Annotated in this window: 19 protein-coding genes; 9 read left to right on the top strand and 10 right to left on the bottom strand. The window is 72.7% G+C overall.

All coding sequences use genetic code 11. From position 1 onward, the window contains the following. Window positions 1–318 precede the first annotated feature (318 nt). A complete protein-coding gene (locus O7635_RS34775) occupies window positions 319–840 on the top strand; it encodes a GNAT family N-acetyltransferase (RefSeq protein ID WP_278084735.1) in 522 nt (173 codons plus the stop codon). Window positions 841–864: 24 nt separating this feature from the next. Here the strand turns inward: O7635_RS34775 and O7635_RS34770 are convergent, their stop codons facing one another. The 3 genes from O7635_RS34770 to O7635_RS34760 all read right to left on the bottom strand — a co-directional run bounded on the left by O7635_RS34770 (window position 865) and on the right by O7635_RS34760 (window position 4,476). Beyond that, window positions 865–2,685 carry a long-chain fatty acid--CoA ligase gene (locus O7635_RS34770; RefSeq protein ID WP_278084734.1) on the bottom strand — a complete coding sequence of 607 codons (1,821 nt, stop codon included), beginning with the start codon at window positions 2,683–2,685 and terminating at the stop codon, window positions 865–867. A 144-nt stretch (window positions 2,686–2,829) separates the two neighbouring features. After that, the gene (locus O7635_RS34765) at window positions 2,830–3,777 is read right to left on the bottom strand and encodes a terpene synthase (RefSeq protein ID WP_278084733.1); all 948 of its coding nucleotides are present in this window, start codon (window positions 3,775–3,777) and stop codon (window positions 2,830–2,832) included. A gap of 69 nt (window positions 3,778–3,846) precedes the next feature. Further along, window positions 3,847–4,476 carry a TIGR03085 family metal-binding protein gene (locus tag O7635_RS34760; protein WP_278084732.1) on the bottom strand — a complete coding sequence of 210 codons (630 nt, stop codon included), beginning with the start codon at window positions 4,474–4,476 and terminating at the stop codon, window positions 3,847–3,849. A gap of 191 nt (window positions 4,477–4,667) precedes the next feature. Between O7635_RS34760 and O7635_RS34755 the strand changes: the two genes are divergently transcribed. After that, window positions 4,668–6,533 (top strand): ABC transporter ATP-binding protein, encoded by a 1,866-nt coding sequence (locus O7635_RS34755; RefSeq protein WP_278084730.1) that lies wholly within the window; start codon window positions 4,668–4,670, stop codon window positions 6,531–6,533. Next, on the top strand, window positions 6,530–8,344 hold the full coding sequence (locus O7635_RS34750) for an ABC transporter ATP-binding protein (protein ID WP_278084729.1): 1,815 nt from the start codon (window positions 6,530–6,532) through the stop codon (window positions 8,342–8,344). Before O7635_RS34755 ends, O7635_RS34750 begins: the two co-directional genes overlap by 4 nt. Here O7635_RS34750 and O7635_RS34745 read toward each other — a convergent pair. The 5 genes from O7635_RS34745 to O7635_RS34725 all read right to left on the bottom strand — a co-directional run bounded on the left by O7635_RS34745 (window position 8,341) and on the right by O7635_RS34725 (window position 14,201). Next, a complete protein-coding gene (locus tag O7635_RS34745) occupies window positions 8,341–9,096 on the bottom strand; it encodes a methyltransferase domain-containing protein (protein WP_278084728.1) in 756 nt (251 codons plus the stop codon). The genes O7635_RS34750 and O7635_RS34745 overlap by 4 nt on opposite strands. 10 nt (window positions 9,097–9,106) lie before the next feature. Next, on the bottom strand, window positions 9,107–9,706 hold the full coding sequence (locus O7635_RS34740; protein WP_278084727.1) for a TetR family transcriptional regulator: 600 nt from the start codon (window positions 9,704–9,706) through the stop codon (window positions 9,107–9,109). An 18-nt stretch (window positions 9,707–9,724) separates the two neighbouring features. After that, window positions 9,725–10,462, bottom strand: coding sequence for an ABC transporter permease (locus O7635_RS34735; RefSeq protein ID WP_278084726.1), 738 nt, complete (start codon window positions 10,460–10,462; stop codon window positions 9,725–9,727). Beyond that, entirely contained in the window at window positions 10,462–11,184 is a 723-nt protein-coding gene (locus O7635_RS34730) for an ABC transporter ATP-binding protein (protein ID WP_278084725.1), read from the bottom strand. The genes O7635_RS34735 and O7635_RS34730 overlap by 1 nt, the downstream gene beginning before the upstream one ends. Window positions 11,185–11,300: 116 nt before the next feature. Then, window positions 11,301–14,201, bottom strand: a complete 2,901-nt coding sequence (locus tag O7635_RS34725) for a hypothetical protein (RefSeq protein WP_278084724.1) — start codon at window positions 14,199–14,201, stop codon at window positions 11,301–11,303. Between the two features lie 376 nt (window positions 14,202–14,577). Here O7635_RS34725 and hisI point away from each other — a divergent pair, with 376 nt between their 5' ends. Genes hisI through O7635_RS34710 form a run of 3 tightly spaced genes read left to right on the top strand, consistent with a single transcriptional unit; the run spans window position 14,578 to window position 16,939 of the window. Then, window positions 14,578–14,934, top strand: a complete 357-nt coding sequence (gene hisI, locus O7635_RS34720) for a phosphoribosyl-AMP cyclohydrolase (RefSeq protein WP_278084723.1) — start codon at window positions 14,578–14,580, stop codon at window positions 14,932–14,934. Then, complete coding sequence (locus O7635_RS34715) at window positions 14,931–16,451, top strand: anthranilate synthase component I (RefSeq protein ID WP_278084722.1); 1,521 nt, start codon at window positions 14,931–14,933, stop codon at window positions 16,449–16,451. The genes hisI and O7635_RS34715 overlap by 4 nt, the downstream gene beginning before the upstream one ends. After that, on the top strand, window positions 16,448–16,939 hold the full coding sequence (locus tag O7635_RS34710; protein WP_278084721.1) for a Trp biosynthesis-associated membrane protein: 492 nt from the start codon (window positions 16,448–16,450) through the stop codon (window positions 16,937–16,939). Before O7635_RS34715 ends, O7635_RS34710 begins: the two co-directional genes overlap by 4 nt. On the opposite strand, the gene O7635_RS34705 is transcribed toward O7635_RS34710, so the two are convergent. Then, window positions 16,932–17,186 carry a hypothetical protein gene (locus tag O7635_RS34705; RefSeq protein ID WP_278084720.1) on the bottom strand — a complete coding sequence of 85 codons (255 nt, stop codon included), beginning with the start codon at window positions 17,184–17,186 and terminating at the stop codon, window positions 16,932–16,934. The genes O7635_RS34710 and O7635_RS34705 overlap by 8 nt on opposite strands. Window positions 17,187–17,445: 259 nt before the next feature. On the opposite strand from O7635_RS34705, the gene trpC reads away from it, so the two are divergent. Genes trpC through trpA form a run of 3 tightly spaced genes read left to right on the top strand, consistent with a single transcriptional unit; the run spans window position 17,446 to window position 20,308 of the window. Continuing rightward, window positions 17,446–18,306, top strand: coding sequence for an indole-3-glycerol phosphate synthase TrpC (gene trpC, locus O7635_RS34700; RefSeq protein ID WP_278084719.1), 861 nt, complete (start codon window positions 17,446–17,448; stop codon window positions 18,304–18,306). Then, window positions 18,303–19,508 carry a tryptophan synthase subunit beta gene (gene trpB / locus O7635_RS34695; protein WP_278084718.1) on the top strand — a complete coding sequence of 402 codons (1,206 nt, stop codon included), beginning with the start codon at window positions 18,303–18,305 and terminating at the stop codon, window positions 19,506–19,508. Before trpC ends, trpB begins: the two co-directional genes overlap by 4 nt. Continuing rightward, window positions 19,505–20,308, top strand: coding sequence for a tryptophan synthase subunit alpha (gene trpA / locus O7635_RS34690; protein ID WP_278084717.1), 804 nt, complete (start codon window positions 19,505–19,507; stop codon window positions 20,306–20,308). Before trpB ends, trpA begins: the two co-directional genes overlap by 4 nt. On the opposite strand, the gene O7635_RS34685 is transcribed toward trpA, so the two are convergent. After that, entirely contained in the window at window positions 20,309–20,809 is a 501-nt protein-coding gene (locus tag O7635_RS34685) for an NUDIX hydrolase (RefSeq protein WP_278084716.1), read from the bottom strand. Window positions 20,810–20,813: the final 4 nt, after the last annotated feature.

Here is a 20,813-nt window from a genome sequence, read left to right as displayed (position 1 = left end):
CACGCCGGCAATCGCCCTGAACCGCTGCACATGATCATGCAAACGCCTCGCCACACTCTTGATTCTCCGCACTCGATCATGGTGCGGGGCGCGGGGCGAGTTGCGAGGCCCGGGGTGCCGGGCGCGGAGAGCCGGGGCTGCGCGGTGCCGGGCCCGAGGGCTGCGCGGCGCGGAAGCTGCAGAGCAAGCGGCGGGCGGCAGGGCCCGCCGCTTGCTCTGCAGCCATATACGCAACACCCTCGGCCTCGCCCGTTGCGTATATGGCTGCAGAGCAAACCCGCGCTGCGAGGGTGGGTGGCCTGGCCTTAGCTTGGTGCGGTGACATCCGACAGAGCCCGGGTCCGGGTCGCGACCGCAGACGACGTGGAGCGGATCTGTGAGATCTGTTCCGTCGCCTATCGGGAGACCTACCGCGACCTCCTACCCGCCGACTTCATCGAGCGCACGATCCGCGACTTCTACCAACCGGAGCGCGTCAGCAGGGAAGTCAACCCCAGCCCGCCGCACTGGTTCGGCTACCAGGTCGTCGAGGAGGGCGGGCTCGTCCAGGGCGCGGCCGGCGGCGGCATCACCAAGCCGGGGACAGGCGAGCTGTTCGTCATCTATCTCGATCCCACCAAGCGCAACCGCGGCCTCGGCACGCTCCTCCTCGACCGCGTCGTCGAGCAGCTCACCGACGCGGGCGCCGAGGAGATCTGGGTCGGGGTGACCAAGGGGAACGAGCGCGGCATCCCGTTCTACCGGGCCCGGGGGTTCGAAGAGGTCGAGACCGTTCCGATGTATTCGTCGCTGCCCGAGGAGAACCTCTGGGCCCTGCGCATGCGACGGCCCGCCGGCTGACGCGCCGGCGGGCCGGTCGAACGGTCAGATCTCGGCGAGCGTTCCCTCGTACATCTTGTCGATCTCGGTCTTGAAGTTGGCCTCGACGCCGCGGCGCTTGACCTTGAGGGATGGGGTGATCTCGCCGTCCTCGATGGTCAGGTCGCGGGGGAGGATGGCGAACTTCTTGATCGTCTCCCAGCGGTTGAGCTTCGTGTTGAGCTCGGCCACGTGGCCCGCGACCATCTCGTGGGCCTGCGGTGACGCGACGATCTCCGCGTAGGGCTTGCCGGCGAGCTCGTTGCCCGCCGCCCAGGCCGCGATGGCGTCCGGGTCCAGGGTGATCAGCATCGTGCAGAAGTTGCGGGCCTGGCCGACCACGATCGCCTGCGAGGTGTACGGGCAGATGGCTTTGAAAAGGCCCTCGATGTGGGACGGGGCGATGTATTTGCCGCCCGAGGTCTTCACGAGGTCCTTCTTGCGGTCGGTGATCTTCAGGTAGCGATCTTCGCTGATCTCGCCGATGTCGCCCGTGCGGAAGAAGCCGTCGTCGGTGAACGCGGCCGCCGTCTCCTCCGGCAGGTTGTGGTAGCCGCGCATGACCGGGGCGCCGCGCAGCAGCACCTCGCCGTCTTCGTCGATCTTGCATTCCAGGTCGCCGAGCGGCTGGCCGACCGTGCCGATGCGCAGGCCGCCGGGGCGGTTGACGAAGTTGCCGGCGCTGGTCTCGGTCAGGCCGTAGCCCTCGGAGATCGGGAGCCCGGCCGCGGCGAAGAACTCGCCGATGTCGACGCTCAGCGGCGCCGCGCCGGAGACCAGCGTGCGGATGTTGCCGCCCAGGCGGGCCTGGAGCTTGCTGAACACCAGCTTGGTGGCGATCGCGTACTGCAGCTTAAGGCCCGCCGGCACCGGCTTGCCCGCCTGCTCCAGCTTGACCTTCTGCTTGCCGGTCGCCACCGCCCAGCCGAAGATCTTGGCCTTGGCGCCGCCCTCCGAGGTGGCGTTGGTGATCGCGCGGTTGTAGACCTTCTCGAAGATCCGGGGCGCGCCGCACATCAGGGTCGGCTTGACCACGCCGAGGTTGTCGACGAGCACGTCGATCCGGCCGTCGACGTAGGTCGGCAGGCCCACGTGGATGATGCCGCACAGCAGCGTCTTGCCGAACGAGTGCGACAGCGGCAGCCAGAGGTATTGCAGGTCGTCGGCGCGCAGGATGCCGAGGTCGGCCTGCGCCACCGCCTCCCAGCACCAGCCCGCGTGCAGCAGCTCGACGCCCTTGGGCCGGCCCGTGGTGCCCGAGGTGTAGATCAGCGTGGCCAGGTGGTCGGGCGCGATCGGCTCGACCAGTCGCTCGATCAGCCCCGGCTCGCCGGCCAGCGCGGCCGCGCCCTGCTTCTCGAGGTCGGCCATGGTCAGCTGGGGCGGGGTGGCCGCCGGGTCGGCGTCGCCGTCGATCAGCACGACGTGGGTGACCGCCGGCAGGTCGGCGCCGGCCAGCTTGCCGGCCTGCATCGCGTTCTCCGCGATCACGACCTTGGAGCCCGAGTCGGCGATGATGAACGTCGCGTCCTCCGGCTCGGTGGTCGGGTAGACCGTCGTGGTCGCACCGCCGGCACACATGATGCCGAGGTCGGCGATGACCCACTCGATGCGGGTGTTGGCCAGGATCGCCACCCGCTCCTCGGCGCCGACGCCGAGGCCGTGCAGGCCGGCCGCGAGCGCCTTGGCCCGCTCGCCCACCTGCTGCCAGGTCATCCACTCCGGGCCGGAGGCACCCGGGAAGCCGAATGCCCGCGCGTCGGGCGACGCGGCGACACGCTTGAGGAACATGTCGGGGATCGACCGGTAAGGGACATCGAGCGACATATCCGGAAACCACCTTTAGTTGGCCATGTGATCGCGGTCACTGCTACCGAAGGGTAGGGCCAATCACCGTGCGGATGCCAGTCCCTTGAGCAACGTGTCGATCATGGCCTGACCAGGGTCTTCATCGTGGACCCAGCCGCGGTGTCACAGGTGATACCGGAGTGCCAGGAGTGACCAGTCGTACGTGGCCCGCAGCCACCGCCGACGCGACTCCAGCATCCGGCTCAGCCGCGCGTCGGCGTCCGCGAGCACCTCGGCCTCCAGCGCGCCGTAGGCGGCCAGTCCCGCGTTGTAGCGCGCCGCCGCCTCGGTCAGCGCCGCCTTCTCGGGCCAGCTCAGCTCGTACGCGATGACCGTCGCCAGGTTGTGCCCGTCGCGCAGGCGTTCCTTGCCGTAGGAGAACACGTCGTTGCACCAGCACACGAGGTCCGCGGCGAGCAGGTCGAGCCGGACCACCCGCGGGTCCACCCGGTCGGCCGCGAGCGCGAGCCCGCCGACGGCCAGGTCGGTGAGCGCGAAGCTGGGGAGCACGGCCCCGGTGTGCCGGCGCATCTGCACGTACTCGGCGAACCGCGGCACCCGGTGCAGCTGCCGGTTGGTCGCCTCCCAGAGCAGCGCGAACAGATACTCGCGGAACGCGGCGGCGAAGCGCAGCAGCCCACCCGGCCTGCCGAGCGCGCGCACCCGACGACACAGGTCGTGCAGCGCGGCCGCGGTCGGCCCGGCCGGTTGGTAGCCGGACTGTGCGGCCGTGCCGAACCGGTCGACGACCTCCAGCAGGGGCGCCAGCGCGGGCGCGAGCCGGCCGGGGTCCGTGCCGAGCTCGTCCTCGTCGCACCGGTCGTCGAACGCGAACAGCCAGGTCACCAGGTCGGCCAGCAGCCGGACGGCGGGCAGCGGCGCGTCGGGGCAGGCCCGGGCGGCGAGGGCGGCGGCATCGGCCTTGGCCAGCCGGGCGCGGGCGGCCGGGGTCGGCGCCAGCCCGAACGCGTCGGCCCACTGCGCCGAGTGCGCCGCGATCTCGGCGACCGCGTCGTGGACGAGCGCCTCGTACGGTGGTGGGGTCAACGCCGTCGCCGCGAACGTCCGCATCCCACCCCCTCGGATTCCGATAATGCGGGAGCCCGAACGGGTCGGGGAACGGGTGGTTAGGTCGATGCCTCAGATCTTCAGCGGGGTGGTCCGCAGCCGATCGGCCAGCGCGGGCGGGCCGTCGATCTGGACCCGGGTGGCCCGTTGCCGCCCGGCCAGGAAATAGGCCAGCTCACCGGGGCTGCCGACCAGCCTAAGCCGCTCGCCGCCGGCGCCGGAGGTGAACTCGCCGAACCCGGGCGCCTGCACCAGCAGCGCCGCCGGGAACCTGCGCAGCCGCAGCCGGCCGATCGTCGACGCGGTCCGCCACAGCCCGGCCTGGTCCTCTTTGGGCAGGTCGCGCGGGTGCCAGTCGGCCTGGGCCCGGCGGACGTCCTCGTGGTGCACGAAGAACTCCAGTCCGTTGGTCAGGCCTTCGACCAGTGGGTTGCTGACCGGGCTCCACAGAGGCGGGTTGCGGACCAGTTCGATCAGATCCGGGTACGGGCGTCCGGCGAACGCGCGCAGCGTGTTGCGGGCGTGGGCGCGCAGCGGCGGGACGAACATGCCGAGGCTGGCGTCGGGCCGGCGTTCCCGGATGACCAGGTGCGCGGCCAGGTCGCGGGTGGCCCACCCCTCGCACATCGTCGGCGCGTCCGGGCCGAGCGTGCTGAAAAGGTCGGCCAGTTTCCGCCGTTCGGACCGCACGAAGCGCGACATGGCGAGAATCGTAGCCAGGGTGCCGGGAATCCGCCTGTCGGGCTGAGCGCGGGAGAAGCGCCTGTTGTGACGGCGGACACAGGGAATACCCGCTCGCACCGGAGCCTTGGGTCCGGTAAGGATAACGGTGGAATTTCGCGGCTTACCCCACGTGGGACGCCGTGCGGGTGGCAAACAGAGGGGCAACCATAGTGGCGAGCGTGACCAGCCGGGACGTGCTCGCCCGGGGCTTCCGCGTGCTCGGCCGGGCGATCCGCGACGAACCGCGCATCTTCACGTTCGCGGTCGGCGGCAGCGTCCTCTTCGGCGGTCTGGTCGTGGGCAGCGCGTACGTGATCGGGCACATCGTCGGCAGGATCGTCGTCCCGGCGATCGAGGACGGCGAGATCAACGACGTCCTGCTCTGGCTGGGCGCGGCCGCGGTGCTGGCGATCAGCATGCTGCGGGTGGTCGGCATCTTCGGCCGCCGGCTCGGCGCGGGCTACATGCAGTTCCGGCTCCAGGCCCGCTACCGGCGGCTGGTCACCGGCCGCTACCTCGACCTGCCGCTGTCGTGGCACCACCGGCACGCCACCGGCACGCTGCTGTCCAACGCCAACTCCGACGTCGAGGCCGCCTGGTTCCCGATCGCGCCGCTGCCGTTCGCGGTCGGCACGGTGGTGATGCTGGTCGGCGCCGTCGGCTCCCTGTTCTTCACCGACTGGGTGCTGGCCCTGGTCGGCGTGGCCACCTTCGCCGGCCTCTTCCTGATCAACGTGTTCTACTCGCGCCGGATGGCGCCGCGGCAGGCCCGGGCCCAGCTCATGCGGGGCGAGGTCAGCGCGATCGCGCACGAGAGCTTCGACGGCGCGCTCGTGGTCAAGACCATGGGCCGCGAGAGCCACGAGACCGACCGGTTCGCCGACCAGGCCCGCGGGCTGCGCGACGCGTTGATCTCCGTCGGCCGGCTGCGCGGCCTGTTCGATCCGCTGATGGAGACCCTGCCGAGCCTCGGCACGCTGGCCGTGCTGCTGGTCGGCACGTTCCGGCTGCGGGCCGGCGACATCTCGGTGACCGACCTGGTCAGCGTCGCGTTCCTGTTCACCGTGCTGGCGTTCCCCGTGCGGGCGATCGGCTGGGTGCTGGCCGAGCTGCCACGCAGCGTGGCGGGCTGGGACCGGCTGCAGCACGTGCTGACCGCGACGGGTGAGATGCGTTACGGCACGATAAATCCCGAAAAATCGGACGAACCCGCCCGGCTCGCCTTCGACAACGTCGACTACGCCTATCCCGCCGGCGGCGAGACCGACGACATGGTCAACACCGCCGACGACGAGCACGGCCCGACCGTCCTGCACGACATCAGCCTGGTCGTCCCCGAGGGCCGCACGGTCGCCCTGGTCGGCCCGACCGGCTCCGGCAAGTCCACGATCGCCTCGCTCGCGGTGCGCCTGGTCGACCCCGTCACCGGCACGGTCCGCATCGACGGCCACGACCTGCGCGAGCTGACCGCCGCCGGGCTGGCCGAAACCGCCGCGCTGGTCGCCCAGATCCCGTTCGTCTTCGACGACTCGGTGCGGGCCAACGTCTCCCTCGACCGCGAGGGCATCGACGACGACGCCGTCTGGGCCGCGCTGCGGCTCGCCCAGGCCGACGAGTTCATCCACCGGCTCCCCGAGGGCCTCGACACGATGGTCGGCGAGCGCGGCACGTCGCTCTCCGGCGGCCAGCGCCAGCGCCTCACGCTGGCCCGGGCCCTGGCCGGCCGCCCGCGGCTGCTGGTGCTCGACGACGCGACGAGCGCGGTCGACCCCCGCGTGGAGGCGGCGATCCTGGCCGGCCTGCGGGGCGGGGAGCAGCCGACGTCGATCCTGGTCGTCGCCTACCGGCGGGCCACGATCGCCCTCGCCGACGAGGTGGTCTACATCGAGCACGGGCGGGTGGTCGCGGCCGGCACCCACCAGGAGCTGCTGGCCAGCACACCGGGGTACGCCGACCTGGTCACCGCCTACGAGCGGGCCGAGGCCGAGCGGGAGCGCGAGCACGCGTACGAGGACGAAGGGGCGGTGACCGCATGACCACCGCCACCGCCACGAAGCCGGCGGCCGCGACGAAGCCGGCGGAGCTGCCCGAGCGCGACGCGTCGACCTGGGCCACCATTCGCCGGGGGCTGTCGCTCTCGCCGGAGTTGCGTACCGGCCTCGCCGGCACGTTGTTCTTCGCCATCGTCTCGATGGTCGGCCGGGCCGCCGTGCCGGTCGCCATCCAGCAGGGCCTCGACCGCGGCATCGCCGGCCCGGGCGGGCTCGACGTCGGCTTCGTCGGCACAGTCGTGGCGATCACGGCGGGCGTGCTGGCGATCACCACGCTCTGCGGCTACCTGATGATGCGGCGGCTGTTCACCGTCAGCGAGACCGCGCTGGCCAACGTGCGGGTGCGCACGTTCCGGCACATCCACGACCTGTCCATGCTGCACCAGCAGTCCGAGCGCCGCGGCTCGCTGGTCTCCCGGGTGACCAGCGACATCGACCAGATCACGCAGTTCCTGCAGTGGGGCGGCGTCATCCTGATCATCAGCGCCGGCCAGGTGCTGGTCACGGCGAGCGTGATGGCCTACTACTCGTGGCAGCTGACGCTGGTCGTGCTGATCGCGTTCGCGCCCGCGGTGTTCGTGATCCGGGCCTTCCAGAAGCGCCTCGCCGGCGCCTACGGCACGGTCCGCAAGCGGATGGGCGCGCTGCTCGCGGCCGTGTCCGAGAGCGTCGTGGGCGCGCCGGTGATCCGGGCGTACGGGGTCTCCGAGCGCACCCGCACCCGGCTCAACACCGCGATCGACGAGCACCGGGTCGCCCAGATGCGGGCGCTGCGCACCAGCGTGACCGGCTTCTCCAGCGGCGAGCTGGCGGCCGGCCTGGCCACCGCGGCCGTGGTGGTCGTCGGCGTCCAGCTCGGCGTCGGCGGCACGCTGTCGGTCGGCCAGCTGACCGCGTACCTCTTCCTGGTCACGCTCTTCATCCAGCCCGTGCAGATCGCGACCGAGGTGCTCAACGAGGCGCAGAACGCGGTGGCCGGCTGGCGCCGCGTGCTCGACGTGCTCGACGTCAGCCCCGACGTGGCCGACCCGGGTGAGCAGGGCGTCGAGCTGCCGCCGGGGCCGATCGACATCCGGTTCGACGACGTCTCGTTCACCTACGGCGGCCCGATCGTGCTCGCCGACGTCGACCTCGACATCCCGGCCAAGACCCGGGTCGCGGTGGTCGGCGAGACGGGCAGTGGCAAGACCACGTTCGCCAAGCTGCTGACCCGGCTGATGGACCCGACGACCGGCAGCGTACGACTGTCCGGCGTGCCCCTCGACCGGATCCGGTTCGACTCCCTGCGCTCCCGCGTGGTGATGGTGCCGCAGGACGGCTTCCTGTTCGACGCGACCGTGGCGGAGAACGTCCGCTTCGCCCGGCCGGACCTCTCCGACGCCGACCTGGAGCTCGCGTTCACCGAGCTCGGCCTGACCGACTGGGTCGAAGGCCTGCCGGCCGGGCTCGGCACCCGGGTGGGCGAGCGCGGCGAGGCGCTCAGCGTGGGCGAGCGGCAGCTGGTCGCGCTGGCCCGGGCCTACGTCGCCGACCCCGACCTGTTGGTGCTCGACGAGGCGACCAGCGCCGTCGACCCGGCGACGGAGGTGCGGCTGCAGCGCACCCTGGACGCGGTGACCCGGGGCCGCACCACGGTCGCGATCGCCCACCGGCTGTCGACGGCGCAGGCCGCCGACGAGGTGATCGTCGTCGACGCGGGGCGGGTGGTGCAGCGCGGTCCGCACGACGAGCTCGTCCGCGAGGCCGGCTCGGTCTACGCGAAGCTCTACGCGAGCTGGCTCGAGCAGACCCGCTAAGGCTTCTCGGCTTTCTCGAACACCGAGAGCTGGAAGGTGATCCGGCGCTCGCGCGGCTCGTCCGGGTCGGGCAGGTCGCGCAGGCCCTGCACGATCGGCGCGACGGTCGAGGCCCAGACCGCGCCGTCGACGTTCCACAGGTAGGACCAGGCGCGCGTCTCGATGGTCTCGGCGATCTCGTTGGGCGACGTGGCCGCGGCGCCGACCGTGACCTCGCGGCTTTCGCGGGTGCGCAGGCCCGCTTCGTGGGCGGCGGCGACCACGGCGTCGGGCGTGTCGACCCGGTCGCGGTTGGGCAGGCCGGCGAGCAGCGGCGCGAAGGCGTCGTGGCGGCCCCGGTCACGGCTGGCGGACAGTGCCAGCACCCGCCCGCCGGGCCGGACGACCCGGGCCGCCTCGGTGAAGGCCGTCGCCAGGTCGACGATCACGTGCAGCGCGCCGACGAAGAAGGCGTTGTCGACGGAGGCGTCCCGCACCGGCAGCCGCCGGGCGTCGCCGACCGTCACGCGGGGACCGAGCCGTGCGTACGCGTGGCTCAGCATCGCAGGGGAGAGGTCGACGCCGGCCGTGGTGACACCGTGCCGGCGGGCCAGCGCGTCGGCGACCAGGCCCGTGCCGACGCCGATCTCCAGCGACCGGCCGGGCCGCAGGTGCGGCGCCAGCGCGGCGGCGAACTCCTCGCCACGCCGTTGCCCGCCCCGCGTCTCGTCGTAGCGGTCGGCGACGCGGTCGAAGGAGAGAGACTCGGCCATGCGGGCCAGGCTAGCCCTTGCCGATGTCGCCGAAGATGTAGCGCTGGATGGTCGGCCCGACGGCCTTGACCAGGACCTCCCGCGGCGTCGAGGCGAGCGGCTCGACCTTGATCACGTAGCGGACCAACGCGAGGCCGGACAGTTGGCTGGCCACGAGGCTGACCCGCAACGGCGCCTCCTCCGGCGGCATCGGCACCGACTGCATTACCCGCCGCAGCACCTGGGTGACCACGAACTCGCGAAACAGCCGGCCGGTCCATTCCGTGCTGACCGCCGAGCGCAGCAGGCCGACTCCTGCCTTTCCCGCCGGCCCGTCCCAGATCGTCAGGAACATCGTGACCAGCCGCTCGCCGAGGTCCTCGGGGTCGCCGGCGAGCACCTCCGGGATGATCTCGCCCGGGTCGAGCGGGGCGTTCATCGAGGCCAGGAACAGCTTGTCCTTGGTGCCGAAGTAGTGGTGGACCAGCGCCGGGTCGACTCCGGCGCTGGTCGCGATGTGGCGGATCGAGGCGCCGTCGTAGCCCTTCTCCGCGAACGCCGTCCGGGCGGCCGCCAAAATCGCGTCACGGGTGTCGGGGTTGCCGGGCCGGCGACCGGTCCGTCGTACCACGTTGGCTGCCTTTCTGTGTCAGGCGGTGCGGCGGCGCAGGGTGGCGGCGCCGAGGGCCAGGGCGAGGATGATCGCTCCGACCACGATGCCAAGGTCCCGCCACATGATGCCCGTCGGGTCCGTGTGCCGGCCGACCTCGCTCAGCGCCTCGACGGAGTAGGACAGCGGCAGCACGTCGCTGATCGCCTGCAGCCACCCCGCCATCTGGTCGCGGGCGACGAACAGGCCGCACAGCAGGATCTGCGGGATGGCCACGACCGGCATGAACTGCACCGCCTGGAACTCGGTGCGGGCGAACGCGCTGCACAGCAGGCCCAGCGCCACACCGAGCACCGCGTTGGCCACCGCGATCACGATGACCAGCCAGGCCGGGCCCGCGGTGTCGAGACCGAACAGCCAATAGGCGAGGCCCGACGCCACCGCGGCCTGCACCGCGGCGACGAGGCCGAACGCGATGCCGTAGCCGAAGAGCAGGTCGAGCTTGCCGACCGGGGTGGTGAACAGCCGCTCGAGCGTGCCGCTGGTGCGCTCGCGCAGCATCGCGATGCTCGTGATCAGGAACATGATGATGAACGGGAAGATGCCGAGCATGATCAACGCGATCCGGTCGAAGATCAGGCCCTGGCCGTCGAACATGAAATAGAGCAGGGTCAACAGCAGCAGGGGTACGACGATGACCATCGCGACCGTGCGGCGGTCGTGCCGGAGCTGCCGGACGATGCGGCCGATGGTGCTGGCCAGGGTGCGGGGAGTCATCACGCGGCCGCCTTCTCCTGTTGACGGATGATGCGCAGGAACGCCTCGTCGAGGTCGTCGGTGCCGGCGGTGGTCTTGATCGCCGCCGGGGTGTCGTCGCCGATCAGGTAGCCGTCGCGGATCAGCAGCAGCCGGTCGCACCGGTTGGCCTCGTCCATGACGTGGCTGGAGACGAGGATCGTGGTGCCGTCGGCGGCCATCGCGCGGAACCGGGCCCAGAGGTCGTCGCGGAGCACCGGGTCCTGGCCGACGGTGGGCTCGTCGAGCACCAGCACCTCCGGCCGGCCGACGATCGCGCAGGCGAGGCTCGCCCGGCTGCGCTGGCCGCCGGACAGGTTGGCGACGAGCTGGTGGGCGGCGCCGGCAAGCCCGACCGCCTCGATGGCCTCGTCGGCGTCGGCCGCGCCGAGCCGGTAGAGCGAGGCGAAGTAGCGCGCGTTCTCGCGGACCGTCAGGTCGTCGTAGACGCTCGGCGCCTGTGTCAGGTAGCCGATCTTGTGCCGCAGCGGCGGCGCCCCGGCCGGCTCGCCGAGGACGGTGACGCGCCCGGAGGCGACGATCTGCACGCCGACGATGGCGCGCATCAGGGTGGTCTTGCCGCTGCCGCTGGGCCCGAGCAGCCCGGTGATGCTCCCGCGCGGGATGGTGCAGCTCAACCGGTGCAGCACCTCGCGCTTTCCGCGGTTGATCACGAGGTCGCTGACCTCGATCGCGGTCTCCATCGTTCCTCCGTCTCTGAAATTCAACGCCTGTTGAACTCAACGGTAGATGAAATAGATGGACGCGCGCAAGCGAACGCCCCGGCCACTGTGCGGCCGGGGCGTTCGGTGTTTGCTTCTTAGAGGGCGAGCACCCGATCCAGGAAGTCGCGGTAGCGGCGCATCGCCACCCGCATCGCCTCGGTGTCGGGCGCCTCGTTCTCGCGGCGGGGGTCGAGCTCCACCTGCTCGGCGAGCAGGGTCTCGGCCAGCTGCTGCACGGCCCGGGCGACGAGCGCCTGGGCGTGCTCCAGGGCCTCGACCGGCTCGTCGACGAACTCGGCCTTCACCTCGTGCCACTCGGACCGCAACGCGTCGGCCGCCTCGGCGCTCCACACCGCGATCCGCGTCTCGGGCACGTCCCCGGGCCGCATCGGCGGCCCACTGACCGGCTTGACCTCAGCCGCCGGCGACCCGAGATCAGCCAAACTGGGCGCGGCGACGATCGGCGCGGCCGACTCGTACTGCGACCCCTGCGGGAACTCGACCGTGTCCCCGTCCTCCTCCTCGTCGGCGACGGGCGCCGGCGCGTCGGCGGTCTCGACGAGCCCCTCCGGGTCGGCGGCGACCTCCTCGGCCGGGGCCTCGACGGTCTCGGTCTCGACCAGGTCCGCGGTCGCCTCGACGTCGTCGTCGCCGGGCTCCTCGCCGCCGGCGTCGGCCGCGGCCGCCACTGGCTCGGCGTCGTCGCTTTCGTCGGCGGCGTCACCGACACCGGCGCTCGCCTCCGCGTCGGGGTCCGCCTCGGACCCGGCTTCCGCCTGGGCGTCCGCGTCCGCGGTGGCCGCGGGCTCGGCCTCGGACTCGCTGGCCGGTTCGGCCGCTTCATCCTCGTCGGCCTGCGCCACGGGGTCCGCGTCAGCAGCGGCTTCCGGCTCGTCGGCCTCGGCCTCCGCGGCCGCCTCGTCGTCGGCTTCAGCGGCGACGGCTTCCGGCTCGGCGTCGTGGCCGGCCGCGTCGGGCTCACCGTCGGCTTCGGCGTCCGCCTCCGCGTCCACGGTGATGGCGGCTTCCGGTTCGGGCTCGGTCCCCGCCGCAGACTCCAGCCCGGCGTCATCGACATCGGCCGCTGCTTCCGCGTCGGTGCCCGAATCGCCTTCCTCCGTGGCGACCGCGGCCTCCGGCGAGGCGTCGGCCTCAGCGCCCTCGTCGATGTCGATCGAAGCTTCGGCGTCTTCGTCGGCGGCGATCGCGGCCTCCGGTTCGCCGGAGACATCCTCGTCGCTCACAGCGGCCTCAGCCTCGACCTCGGCCGCCTCCGGCTCGGCGTCAGCCTCAACCCCTTCATCGGCGTCGCCCGTGGCTTCAGCGTCGATGGCCGCCGAGGCCTCGGCGTCGTCGTCAGTCGCGGCGGCTGCTACGGGTTCGACGTCGGTCTCGGTTGCCGCGTCCGGCTCGGCGTCGTCGCCGGCGTCGACGGCCGGATCGGCCTCGTCGTCGGTTGCGGCGGCCGCTTCGGGTTCGACCTCGGTGTCGGTTGCGGCCTCGGCTTGGACCTCTTCGTCGGCGGGCGTCGCGACCTCGGCGTCGATGGCCTCAGCCTCGCCTTCGGCGTCTTCGTCGCTGCTGGCTTGGGTGTCCTCGTCGGCGACGGTCGCGACTTCGGCGTCGATGGCGTCAGCCTCGCCTTCGGCGTCTTCGTCGCTGCTGGCTTCGGTGTCCTCGTCGGCGACGGTCGCGAGTTCGGCGTCGATGGCGTCAGCCTCGCCTTCGGCGTCTTCGTCGCTGCTGGCGTCGGTGTCCTCGTCGGCGACGGTCGCGAGTTCGGCGTCGATGGCGTCAGCCTCGCCTTCGGCGTCTTCGTCGCTGCTGGCTTCGGTGTCCTCGTCGGCGACGGTCGCGAGTTCGGCGTCGATGGCGTCAGCCTCGCCTTCGGCGTCTTCGTCGCTGCTGGCTTCGGTGTCCTCGTCAGCGACCGTCGCGGCCTCGGCGTCGACCGCCCCGGTGTCGGCGTCTTCGTCGCTGACGGCGGCGGCCTCCGGCCCGACCTCTTCGTCGGCGGCGGCTTCCGGCTCGGCGGCGGCTTCGACGCTGTCATCGACTGCCGCGTCGACCTGAGCCTCCTGGTCGCTGACGGCGGCGACCTCCGGCTCGGCCTCTTCGTCGGCCGCGGCTTCCGGCTCGGCCGCTTCGTCGGCCACGGTCAGGGCCTCAGGCTCGGCCTCTTCGTCGGTGCCGGCGCTGGCGTCGACCTCTTCGTCAGCTTCGGCAACGGCCTCGGGCTCAGCCTCTTCGTCGGTGGCGGTCACAGCCTCTGGCGCGGCCGCTTCGTCGGTGGCGGTGACTGCCTCTGGCGCGGCCGCTTCGTCGGTGGCGGTGACTGCCTCCGGCTCAGCCTCTTCGTCGGCGACGGTCACGGCCTCTGGCGCGGCCGCTTCGTCGGTGGCGGTGACTGCCTCGGGCTCGGCCGCTTCGTCGGTGGCGGTGACTGCCTCTGGCTCGGCCGCTTCGTCGGCGACGGTGACCGCTTCCGGCTCTGCGTCGATTGCGGCCTCTGGCGCCGCGTCTTCGTCGGTCACCGTCGCGGCTTCCGGCAACGGCGCTTCGTCGGTGGCGGTCACGGCCTCGGCCGCGCTCGCGTCCGGAGCGTCGTCCACAGTGGTCGCGGAGTCGGCCGCGGCTTCCTCGGCGAGCAGCGCCTGCCATTCGCGTTCGAACTCGGGGTCCTCGGCCGCCTCGGTGGCCGCGCTTTCGGCCGCCTCCTCGGCGTCCTCGGCGACGATCGCCTCAGCCGGCTCCGCCTCCTGGGCCGGCGGCGCGACCGCCTCGGCGACCGGGCTGTCCGACTCGGACGCGGCCGGCGCGGTGCTCCACGGGGAGGGGGCGCTCACGAACTCGCTCGTCATCGGCGGCAGCGGCTGGGTCGTTTCACCCGGACGGATGACGGGGGTCTCGATCGTGCTCTCGGTCAAGGCGCCCGACACCGGTGGGTCGGCGGTCTCAGCGGCCTGGGCCGCGGCGAGGGCGTCGAGCGCGGACACCGGCGCCTCGTCGCCGGGTGGGCGCTGGCCGGGCACTGCGAAAGTCGGCTCGCCCTGGTCGGGCTGGGGTGGGGGCTGAGGCTGCATGCGGGGTAAGTCCTCCGTCCGTTTGCGTAACGGCGACCCGGCCGGGCGATGCCAGGATGGGGCGCGCCGGACGGGTGGGGGAGACGGGACGCGACTGCCCACGGGAACGCGTCGGACCCGTGCCCAACGGACAGGGACGAGTGGACACGCGGAAGAGAGGGCAGGGAGCGCCCCGCCGGTGACGCGGAACCCGGGCGGCGCACGGACAAACTACCGCGACGTGAGCCGGAGCACAGCCCCCGAAAGCCCCGGGATTCGGCCCATCCGCCGGTACGGAAGAATTGGTCGGGTGGCCGTACCAGATTCGGGTCTCGACCCGGCGATCGCCGCCCGCCTGAAGCGCACCGGGGACGGGCTCGTGCCCGCTGTCGTCCGCCGGCACGACGACGGCGAGGTGCTCATGCTCGCCTGGATGAACGACGAGGCGCTGCACCGCACCCTGACCACCGGCCGGGCGACCTACTGGTCCCGCAGCCGGCAGGAGCTCTGGGTCAAGGGCGAGACGTCCGGCCACACCCAGCACGTGAAGTCCGCCGCTCTCGACTGTGACGGCGACACGATCCTGCTCACCGTCGAACAGGTCGGCCCGGCCTGCCACACCGGCACGCCCACCTGCTTCTTCGACGAGCTGCCGGTGCGGGCATGACGACCGGCGCCGTCACGCCGAGCCTCGAGCGCTTCGCGGAGCTTGCGACGAGCGCACGGGTCGTGCCGGTCACCCGCCGCCTGTTGGCCGACGGCGAGACCCCGGTCGGGGTCTATCGCAAGCTGGCCGGCGGCCCGGGCACCTTCCTGCTGGAGTCCGCCGAGCAGGGCGCGGGGACGGCCTGGTCCCGCTACTCGTTCGTCGGGGTCCGCAGCGCGGCCACCCTGGTCGAGCGCGACGGGCAGGCCGAGTGGCTGGGCACCCCGCCCGAGGGCGTGCCGACCGGCGGCGACCCGGTCGACGTGCTCCGCGCCACCGTCGCGGCCCTGACCGGCCGCGGGCACGACCCCGACGGGCCGCCGCTGACCGGCGGCATGGTCGGCTACCTGGCGTACGACCTGGTCCGCCGCTTCGAACGCCTGCCCGAGCTGGCCGACGACGATCTCGGCGTCCCCGAGCTGGGCATGATGCTCGCGACCGACCTGGTGGTGCTCGACCACTACGCGGGCTCGGCGATCCTGGTCGCCAACGCCATCCTGCCCCCGGAGGCGGACGACGACGCGGTCAAGGCGGCGTACCACCACGCCGTCGGCCGCCTGGACGCGATGACCACCTCGCTGTCCCGCCCCACCCCGCCGATGATCTCGACGATCGACCTGACCGGCGCCGCCGAGACGCGGCTGGAGAGCCGCACCCCGGACGGCGGCTACCCGAAGGCGGTCGAGCTGGCCAAGGAGGCGATCCGGGCCGGCGAGTGCTTCCAGATCGTCGTCGCGCAGCGGTTCGAGCGGCGGACCACCGCCGACCCGCTCGACGTCTACCGGGTGCTGCGCACGACCAACCCCAGCCCGTACATGTATCTGCTGCGGTTCGACGGCTTTGACATCGTCGGCTCGTCGCCGGAGGCCCACCTCAAGGTCACCGAGGGCCGGGCGCTGCTGCACCCGATCGCCGGCACCCGCCCGCGCGGCCGGGACCAGCGGCACGACACCGAGCTCGCGACCGAGCTGCTGGCCGACCCCAAGGAGCGGGCCGAGCACGTGATGCTGGTCGACCTCGGCCGCAACGACCTGGGCCGGGTCTGCGTGCCGGGCACGGTCGAGGTGCCCGAGTTCGCCACGATCGAGCGCTACAGCCACGTCATGCACATCGTCTCGACGGTGGTCGGGCAGCTCCGCGACGACCGGACCGCGTTCGACGCGCTGGCGGCGACGTTCCCGGCCGGCACCCTGTCCGGAGCGCCCAAGGTACGCGCGATGGAGATCATCGAGGAGCTCGAGCCGACCCGGCGGGGCGTCTACGGCGGCACGGTGGGCTACCTCGGCTTCGGTGGCGACCTCGACATGGCGATCGCGATCCGCACCGCGCTGATCCGCGACGGCGTGGCCTACGTGCAGGCCGGCGCGGGCATCGTGGCCGACTCCGACCCGGCCGCCGAGGAGCGCGAGACGCAGAGCAAGGCCGCCGCCGTGCTCGCGGCGATCAGCGCGGCCGAGACGCTGCGGGCCGCGCGATGACGGACGGCCGCCGCCGGCTGACCTCGACGGTGCTGCTCTGCGCCGTCGGCGCCGGGCTGGCCTTCGTCGGCGCGGGCCGCACCTGGGAGCGGGGCTACACCCACGGGCCGACGCCGGCGAGCCCCGACCAGACCGGCGCCGACCTGGTGCCGGGCCTGTCCGCCCTCGCGTTGGTCGCGCTGGCCGGCGCCGGCGCGCTGCTGGCCACCCGTGGCTGGGCGCGGCGCGCGGTCGGCGCGCTCGTGCTGCTCGTCGGGCTGGCCCTGGTCGCGTTGCCGTTCGGCCGGGTGTTCGACGCGAGCACGGCCTGGCCGGCGCTCACCGCCGTCGGCGGACTGCTGGTGGTGGCCGGAGGGCTGGCCGCCGCGCTGGCCGGGCACCGCTGGCCCGGGATGGGCGCGCGCTACGAGCGGTCGCCGAGGTCGGTGGGGGGCACCACCGACACCTGGAACGCGCTCGACCGCGGCGAGGACCCGACGCTCAGGTGAGCGAGCGGGCCTTGGCCCGCGGCGGCATGGTGACGATCATGGCCACGTGCCGGCGCACCTCGTCGCGCTGGTCGGCCCGGGCCCGGTCGGCACAGATGGCCTCCCAGGCGTTGCCGCGCGCCGTGCGTACCCGCTCGTCGCCGACGACGACCCGCTGCGCCGTGTCGATGACCCCGTAGGCCGCCGAGAGGACCGCCCGCGGAAAGTCCGCTATCCCGCCCTGCTGCCGCATCAGTGTGTTGTCCATGCCCCGCCCCGATGAACAAGTCCCCTGTGGTCGGTGCACCAATGGCACCGCCGACCAGTTTGCCCGACGACATGCTCTCCCAGGGCTGTTTCCGCAGAGTGTCCGACCCGTGGCGGATGCGGTACGCGTCACGTGCGGCGGGACGGGCCGGGCATTATGCCCGACCACGCGGCGTGAGACGGCCCATACCCCGGACGCTGTCCGCGGTCCGGCGGGCCATAGCATCGGGCGCATGACACCCGGAAAGGGGAGTCCGTTGGTGAATGCTGATCAACCGCAGGGTGACGACGGCGCCAACTCGGCGACGCCGGTAAGTGTCCTCGACGAGATCATCGCGGGCGTGCGCGAAGACGTCGAAGCTCGGCAGCAGCAGGTTCCTCTGGACGAGATCAAGCGACTCGCGGCCGCCGCCCCGCCGCCGCGCGACGCGCACGCCGCGCTCCGCCGGCCCGGCGTCGCGGTGATCGCGGAGGTCAAGCGGGCCTCGCCGTCCCGTGGCCAGCTCGCCGACATCCCCGACCCCGCCGACCTGGCCAGCGAATACGCCGGCGGTGGCGCGCGCTGCATCAGCGTGCTCACCGAGGGCCGCTGGTTCGGCGGCTCGCTGGCCGACCTGGCCGCGGTGCGGGCCGCCGTCGAGGTGCCGGTGCTCCGCAAGGACTTCGTCGTCTCCAGCTATCAGGTGCACGAGGCCCGGGCCCACGGCGCCGACATGGTCCTGCTGATCGTCGCCGCGCTCGAGCAGAACGTGCTGACCGGCCTGTTGGAGCGCATCGAGTCGCTCGGCATGACCGCCCTGGTCGAGGTGCACGACGAGGAAGAGGCCGACCGGGCCATGGAGGCCGGCGCGCGGGTGATCGGCGTCAACGCCCGCAACCTGCGCACGCTCGAGGTCGACCGGTCGGTGTTCGAGCGCATCGCGCCCGGCCTGCCCAACAACGTGGTCAAGATCGCCGAGTCGGGCGTACGCGGCCCGCACGACCTCATCCGCTACGCCTCGGCCGGGGCCGACGCGGTGCTGGTCGGCGAGGGACTCGTGACCCAGAAGAGCCCCCGGGACGCGGTCGCCGAGCTGGTCAACGCCGGCAACCACCCGGCGACGCCGAGGCCGGTCCGATGACCGACCTGCTGCCCGACGCCACCGGTCACTTCGGGCCCTTCGGCGGCCGGTTCATCCCCGAGGCGCTGGTCGCCGCGCTCGACGAGCTCGACGCGGCCTACCGGAGCGCCAAGGCCGACCCGGCGTTCGTGGCCGAGTTCGAGGCGATGCTGCGCGACTACGCCGGCGCGCCCTCGGCGCTCTACGAGGCCCGCCGGCTCAGCGCCCACGCCGGCGCCCGGATCCTGCTCAAGCGCGAGGACCTGCTGCACACCGGCGCCCACAAGGTGCGCAACGTGCTCGGCCAGGCGCTGCTGACCAAGCGAATGGGCAAGCGCCGGGTGATCGCGGAGACCGGCGCCGGCCAGCACGGCGTGGCCGCCGCCACCGCCGCCGCTTATATGGACCTCGAGTGTGTCGTCTACATGGGCGAGCTCGACACCGAGCGGCAGGCGCTCAACGTGGCCCGCATGCGGATGCTCGGTGCCACGGTGATCCCGGTGACCGCCGGCTCGCGGACCCTCAAGGACGCGCTCAACGAGGCGCTCCGCGACTGGGTCGCCTCGGTCGACGAGACCCACTACCTGCTCGGCACGGCCGCCGGCCCGCACCCGTTCCCCGAGCTGGTGCGCGACTTCGTCGGCGGCATCGGCCGGGAGGCCCGCGCCCAGTCGCTGGAGCGGCTCGGCGGGCTGCCCGACGCCGTGGCGGCCTGCGTCGGCGGCGGCTCCAACGCCATCGGCATCTTCCACGCGTTCGTCCCTGACGAGTCCGTGCGGCTCTACGGCTTCGAGGCGGGCGGCGACGGCGTCAAGACCGGCCGCACGGCCGCCTCGATCACCGCCGGCTCCAAGGGCGTGCTGCACGGCGCCCGGACGTACGTGCTGCAGGACGCCGACGGCCAGACGCTCGAGTCGCACTCGATCTCGGCCGGCCTGGACTACCCGGCCGTCGGGCCCGAGCACGCCTGGCTGCACGACTCGGGCAGGGCCACCTATCAGCCCGTCGACGACGACGAGGCGATGGCGGCGTTCCAGCTGCTCTGCCGCACCGAGGGGATCATCCCGGCGATCGAGAGCGCGCACGCGCTGGCCGGCGCCCTGCGGATCATCCCGGCGCTCACCGCGGAGCTCGGTCGCGAGCCGGTCATCGTGGTCAACCTGTCCGGCCGGGGCGACAAGGACGCGCACACCGCGGGGCAATACTTCGGGATCCTGACATGAGCATTGCTGTGGCGTTCGAAAAGGCCCGCGCCGAGGGCCGGGCGGTGCTGGTCGGCTGCATGCCGGCCGGGTTCCCGACGGTCGACGGGAGCATCGCCGCCATGACCGCGATGGTCGAGGCCGGCGTCGACGTCATCGAGGTGGAGATCCCCTACAGCGACCCGGTGATGGACGGTCCGGTGATCCAGAAGGCCAGCGACATCGCGCTGGCCAACGGCGTGCGGACCGCCGACACCATGCGGGTCGTCGAGGCGGTCGCCGCCACGGGCGCCCCGGTGGTCACCATGACCTACTGGAACCCCATCGAGCAGTACGGCGTCGACGCGTTCGCCCGCGACTACGCGTCCGCCGGCGGCGCGGGGCTGATCACGCCCGACCTGATCCCCGACGAGGCGCACGAGTGGCTGGCCGCCTCCGACGCGTACGGCCTGGACCGCACGTTCCTGGTCTCGCCCTCGTCGACGGACGCGCGGCTGGCGATGACCGTGGCGCACTGCCGCGGCTTCGTCTACGCCACCGCGTTGATGGGCGTCACGGGCGCCCGGGAGCAGACCTCGACGGCGGCGCCGGCCCTGGTCGCGCGGGTCCGCGCGGTCACCGCCGACCTGCCGGTCGGAGTGGGTCTCGGCGTCCGCGACGGCGCGCAGGCCGCCGAGGTCGGCTCGTTCGCCGACGGCGTGATCGTCGGCAGCGCGCTGGTCCGCTGCGTCCTGGAGGCCGCCGACGAGGCGGCCGGCCTGGCGTCGCTGCGGGCGTTGTCGGCTGAGCTCGCCGCGGGTGTGCGAGCCGTCAAGCGTTAGCTAGCCGGCGAGGCCGACGACGACGTCCTGGCTGCGGGCGTCACTGGTGTCCGCGGCGTCCGGATAGTCCGGCTCGGCATCGCGGTCGACCTCACACACCACGCCGGAACGCCCCGCGAACGCGTGGGCGAGCGCCGTCCGGGTGGTGGGGGTCATCGGCTGGGGCAGGTCGTCGGGCTCGTGCCAGCTGAGGCGGCAGATGCGGCCCGGCGCGTTGACCAGCGCCTCACCGCGGCCGTCACGGCAGCGGAAGACGTGGACGACCACGTCCGGCAGGCCCTGCCCGCGCAGCTCGTACAGGCCGACCATGTCGACCATCTCGACATCCATGCCGGTCTCTTCGCGAATGTCGCGGACCGCGGCGTGGATCGGGCTCTCGTTCTCACGGACCTTCCCGCCGGGCAGCCCCCACCGGCGGTGTCCCTGGCTCTGCTGGCAGAGCAACACGCGGCCGGCGTCGTCGGTGACGATCGCGGCGACCGCGGAAGTGAGGGAGTTCATACCC

Origin of the sequence: Asanoa sp. WMMD1127 (assembly GCF_029626225.1) — a bacterium.
In the GTDB taxonomy this organism is placed as follows: Bacteria; Actinomycetota; Actinomycetes; order Mycobacteriales; family Micromonosporaceae; genus Asanoa.
The sequence above is the reverse complement of the archived record's forward strand: the minus strand, read 5'-3'. Positions and strand labels throughout refer to the sequence as shown.

Excerpts from the sequence above, each read along its gene's own strand:
- O7635_RS34765 (WP_278084733.1), bottom strand. The coding sequence starts at position 3,777 with ATGCGGACGTTCGCGGCGACGGCGTTGACCCCACCACCGTACGAGGCG.
- O7635_RS34715 (WP_278084722.1), top strand. The coding sequence starts at position 14,931 with ATGACGACCGGCGCCGTCACGCCGAGCCTCGAGCGCTTCGCGGAGCTT.
- O7635_RS34770 (WP_278084734.1), bottom strand. The coding sequence starts at position 2,685 with ATGTCGCTCGATGTCCCTTACCGGTCGATCCCCGACATGTTCCTCAAG.
- O7635_RS34685 (WP_278084716.1), bottom strand. The coding sequence starts at position 20,809 with ATGAACTCCCTCACTTCCGCGGTCGCCGCGATCGTCACCGACGACGCC.
- O7635_RS34750 (WP_278084729.1), top strand. The coding sequence starts at position 6,530 with ATGACCACCGCCACCGCCACGAAGCCGGCGGCCGCGACGAAGCCGGCG.
- trpA (WP_278084717.1), top strand. The coding sequence starts at position 19,505 with ATGAGCATTGCTGTGGCGTTCGAAAAGGCCCGCGCCGAGGGCCGGGCG.
- trpB (WP_278084718.1), top strand. The coding sequence starts at position 18,303 with ATGACCGACCTGCTGCCCGACGCCACCGGTCACTTCGGGCCCTTCGGC.
- O7635_RS34735 (WP_278084726.1), bottom strand. The coding sequence starts at position 10,462 with ATGACTCCCCGCACCCTGGCCAGCACCATCGGCCGCATCGTCCGGCAG.
- O7635_RS34710 (WP_278084721.1), top strand. The coding sequence starts at position 16,448 with ATGACGGACGGCCGCCGCCGGCTGACCTCGACGGTGCTGCTCTGCGCC.
- O7635_RS34705 (WP_278084720.1), bottom strand. The coding sequence starts at position 17,186 with ATGGACAACACACTGATGCGGCAGCAGGGCGGGATAGCGGACTTTCCG.
- O7635_RS34745 (WP_278084728.1), bottom strand. The coding sequence starts at position 9,096 with ATGGCCGAGTCTCTCTCCTTCGACCGCGTCGCCGACCGCTACGACGAG.
- O7635_RS34760 (WP_278084732.1), bottom strand. The coding sequence starts at position 4,476 with ATGTCGCGCTTCGTGCGGTCCGAACGGCGGAAACTGGCCGACCTTTTC.
- O7635_RS34730 (WP_278084725.1), bottom strand. The coding sequence starts at position 11,184 with ATGGAGACCGCGATCGAGGTCAGCGACCTCGTGATCAACCGCGGAAAG.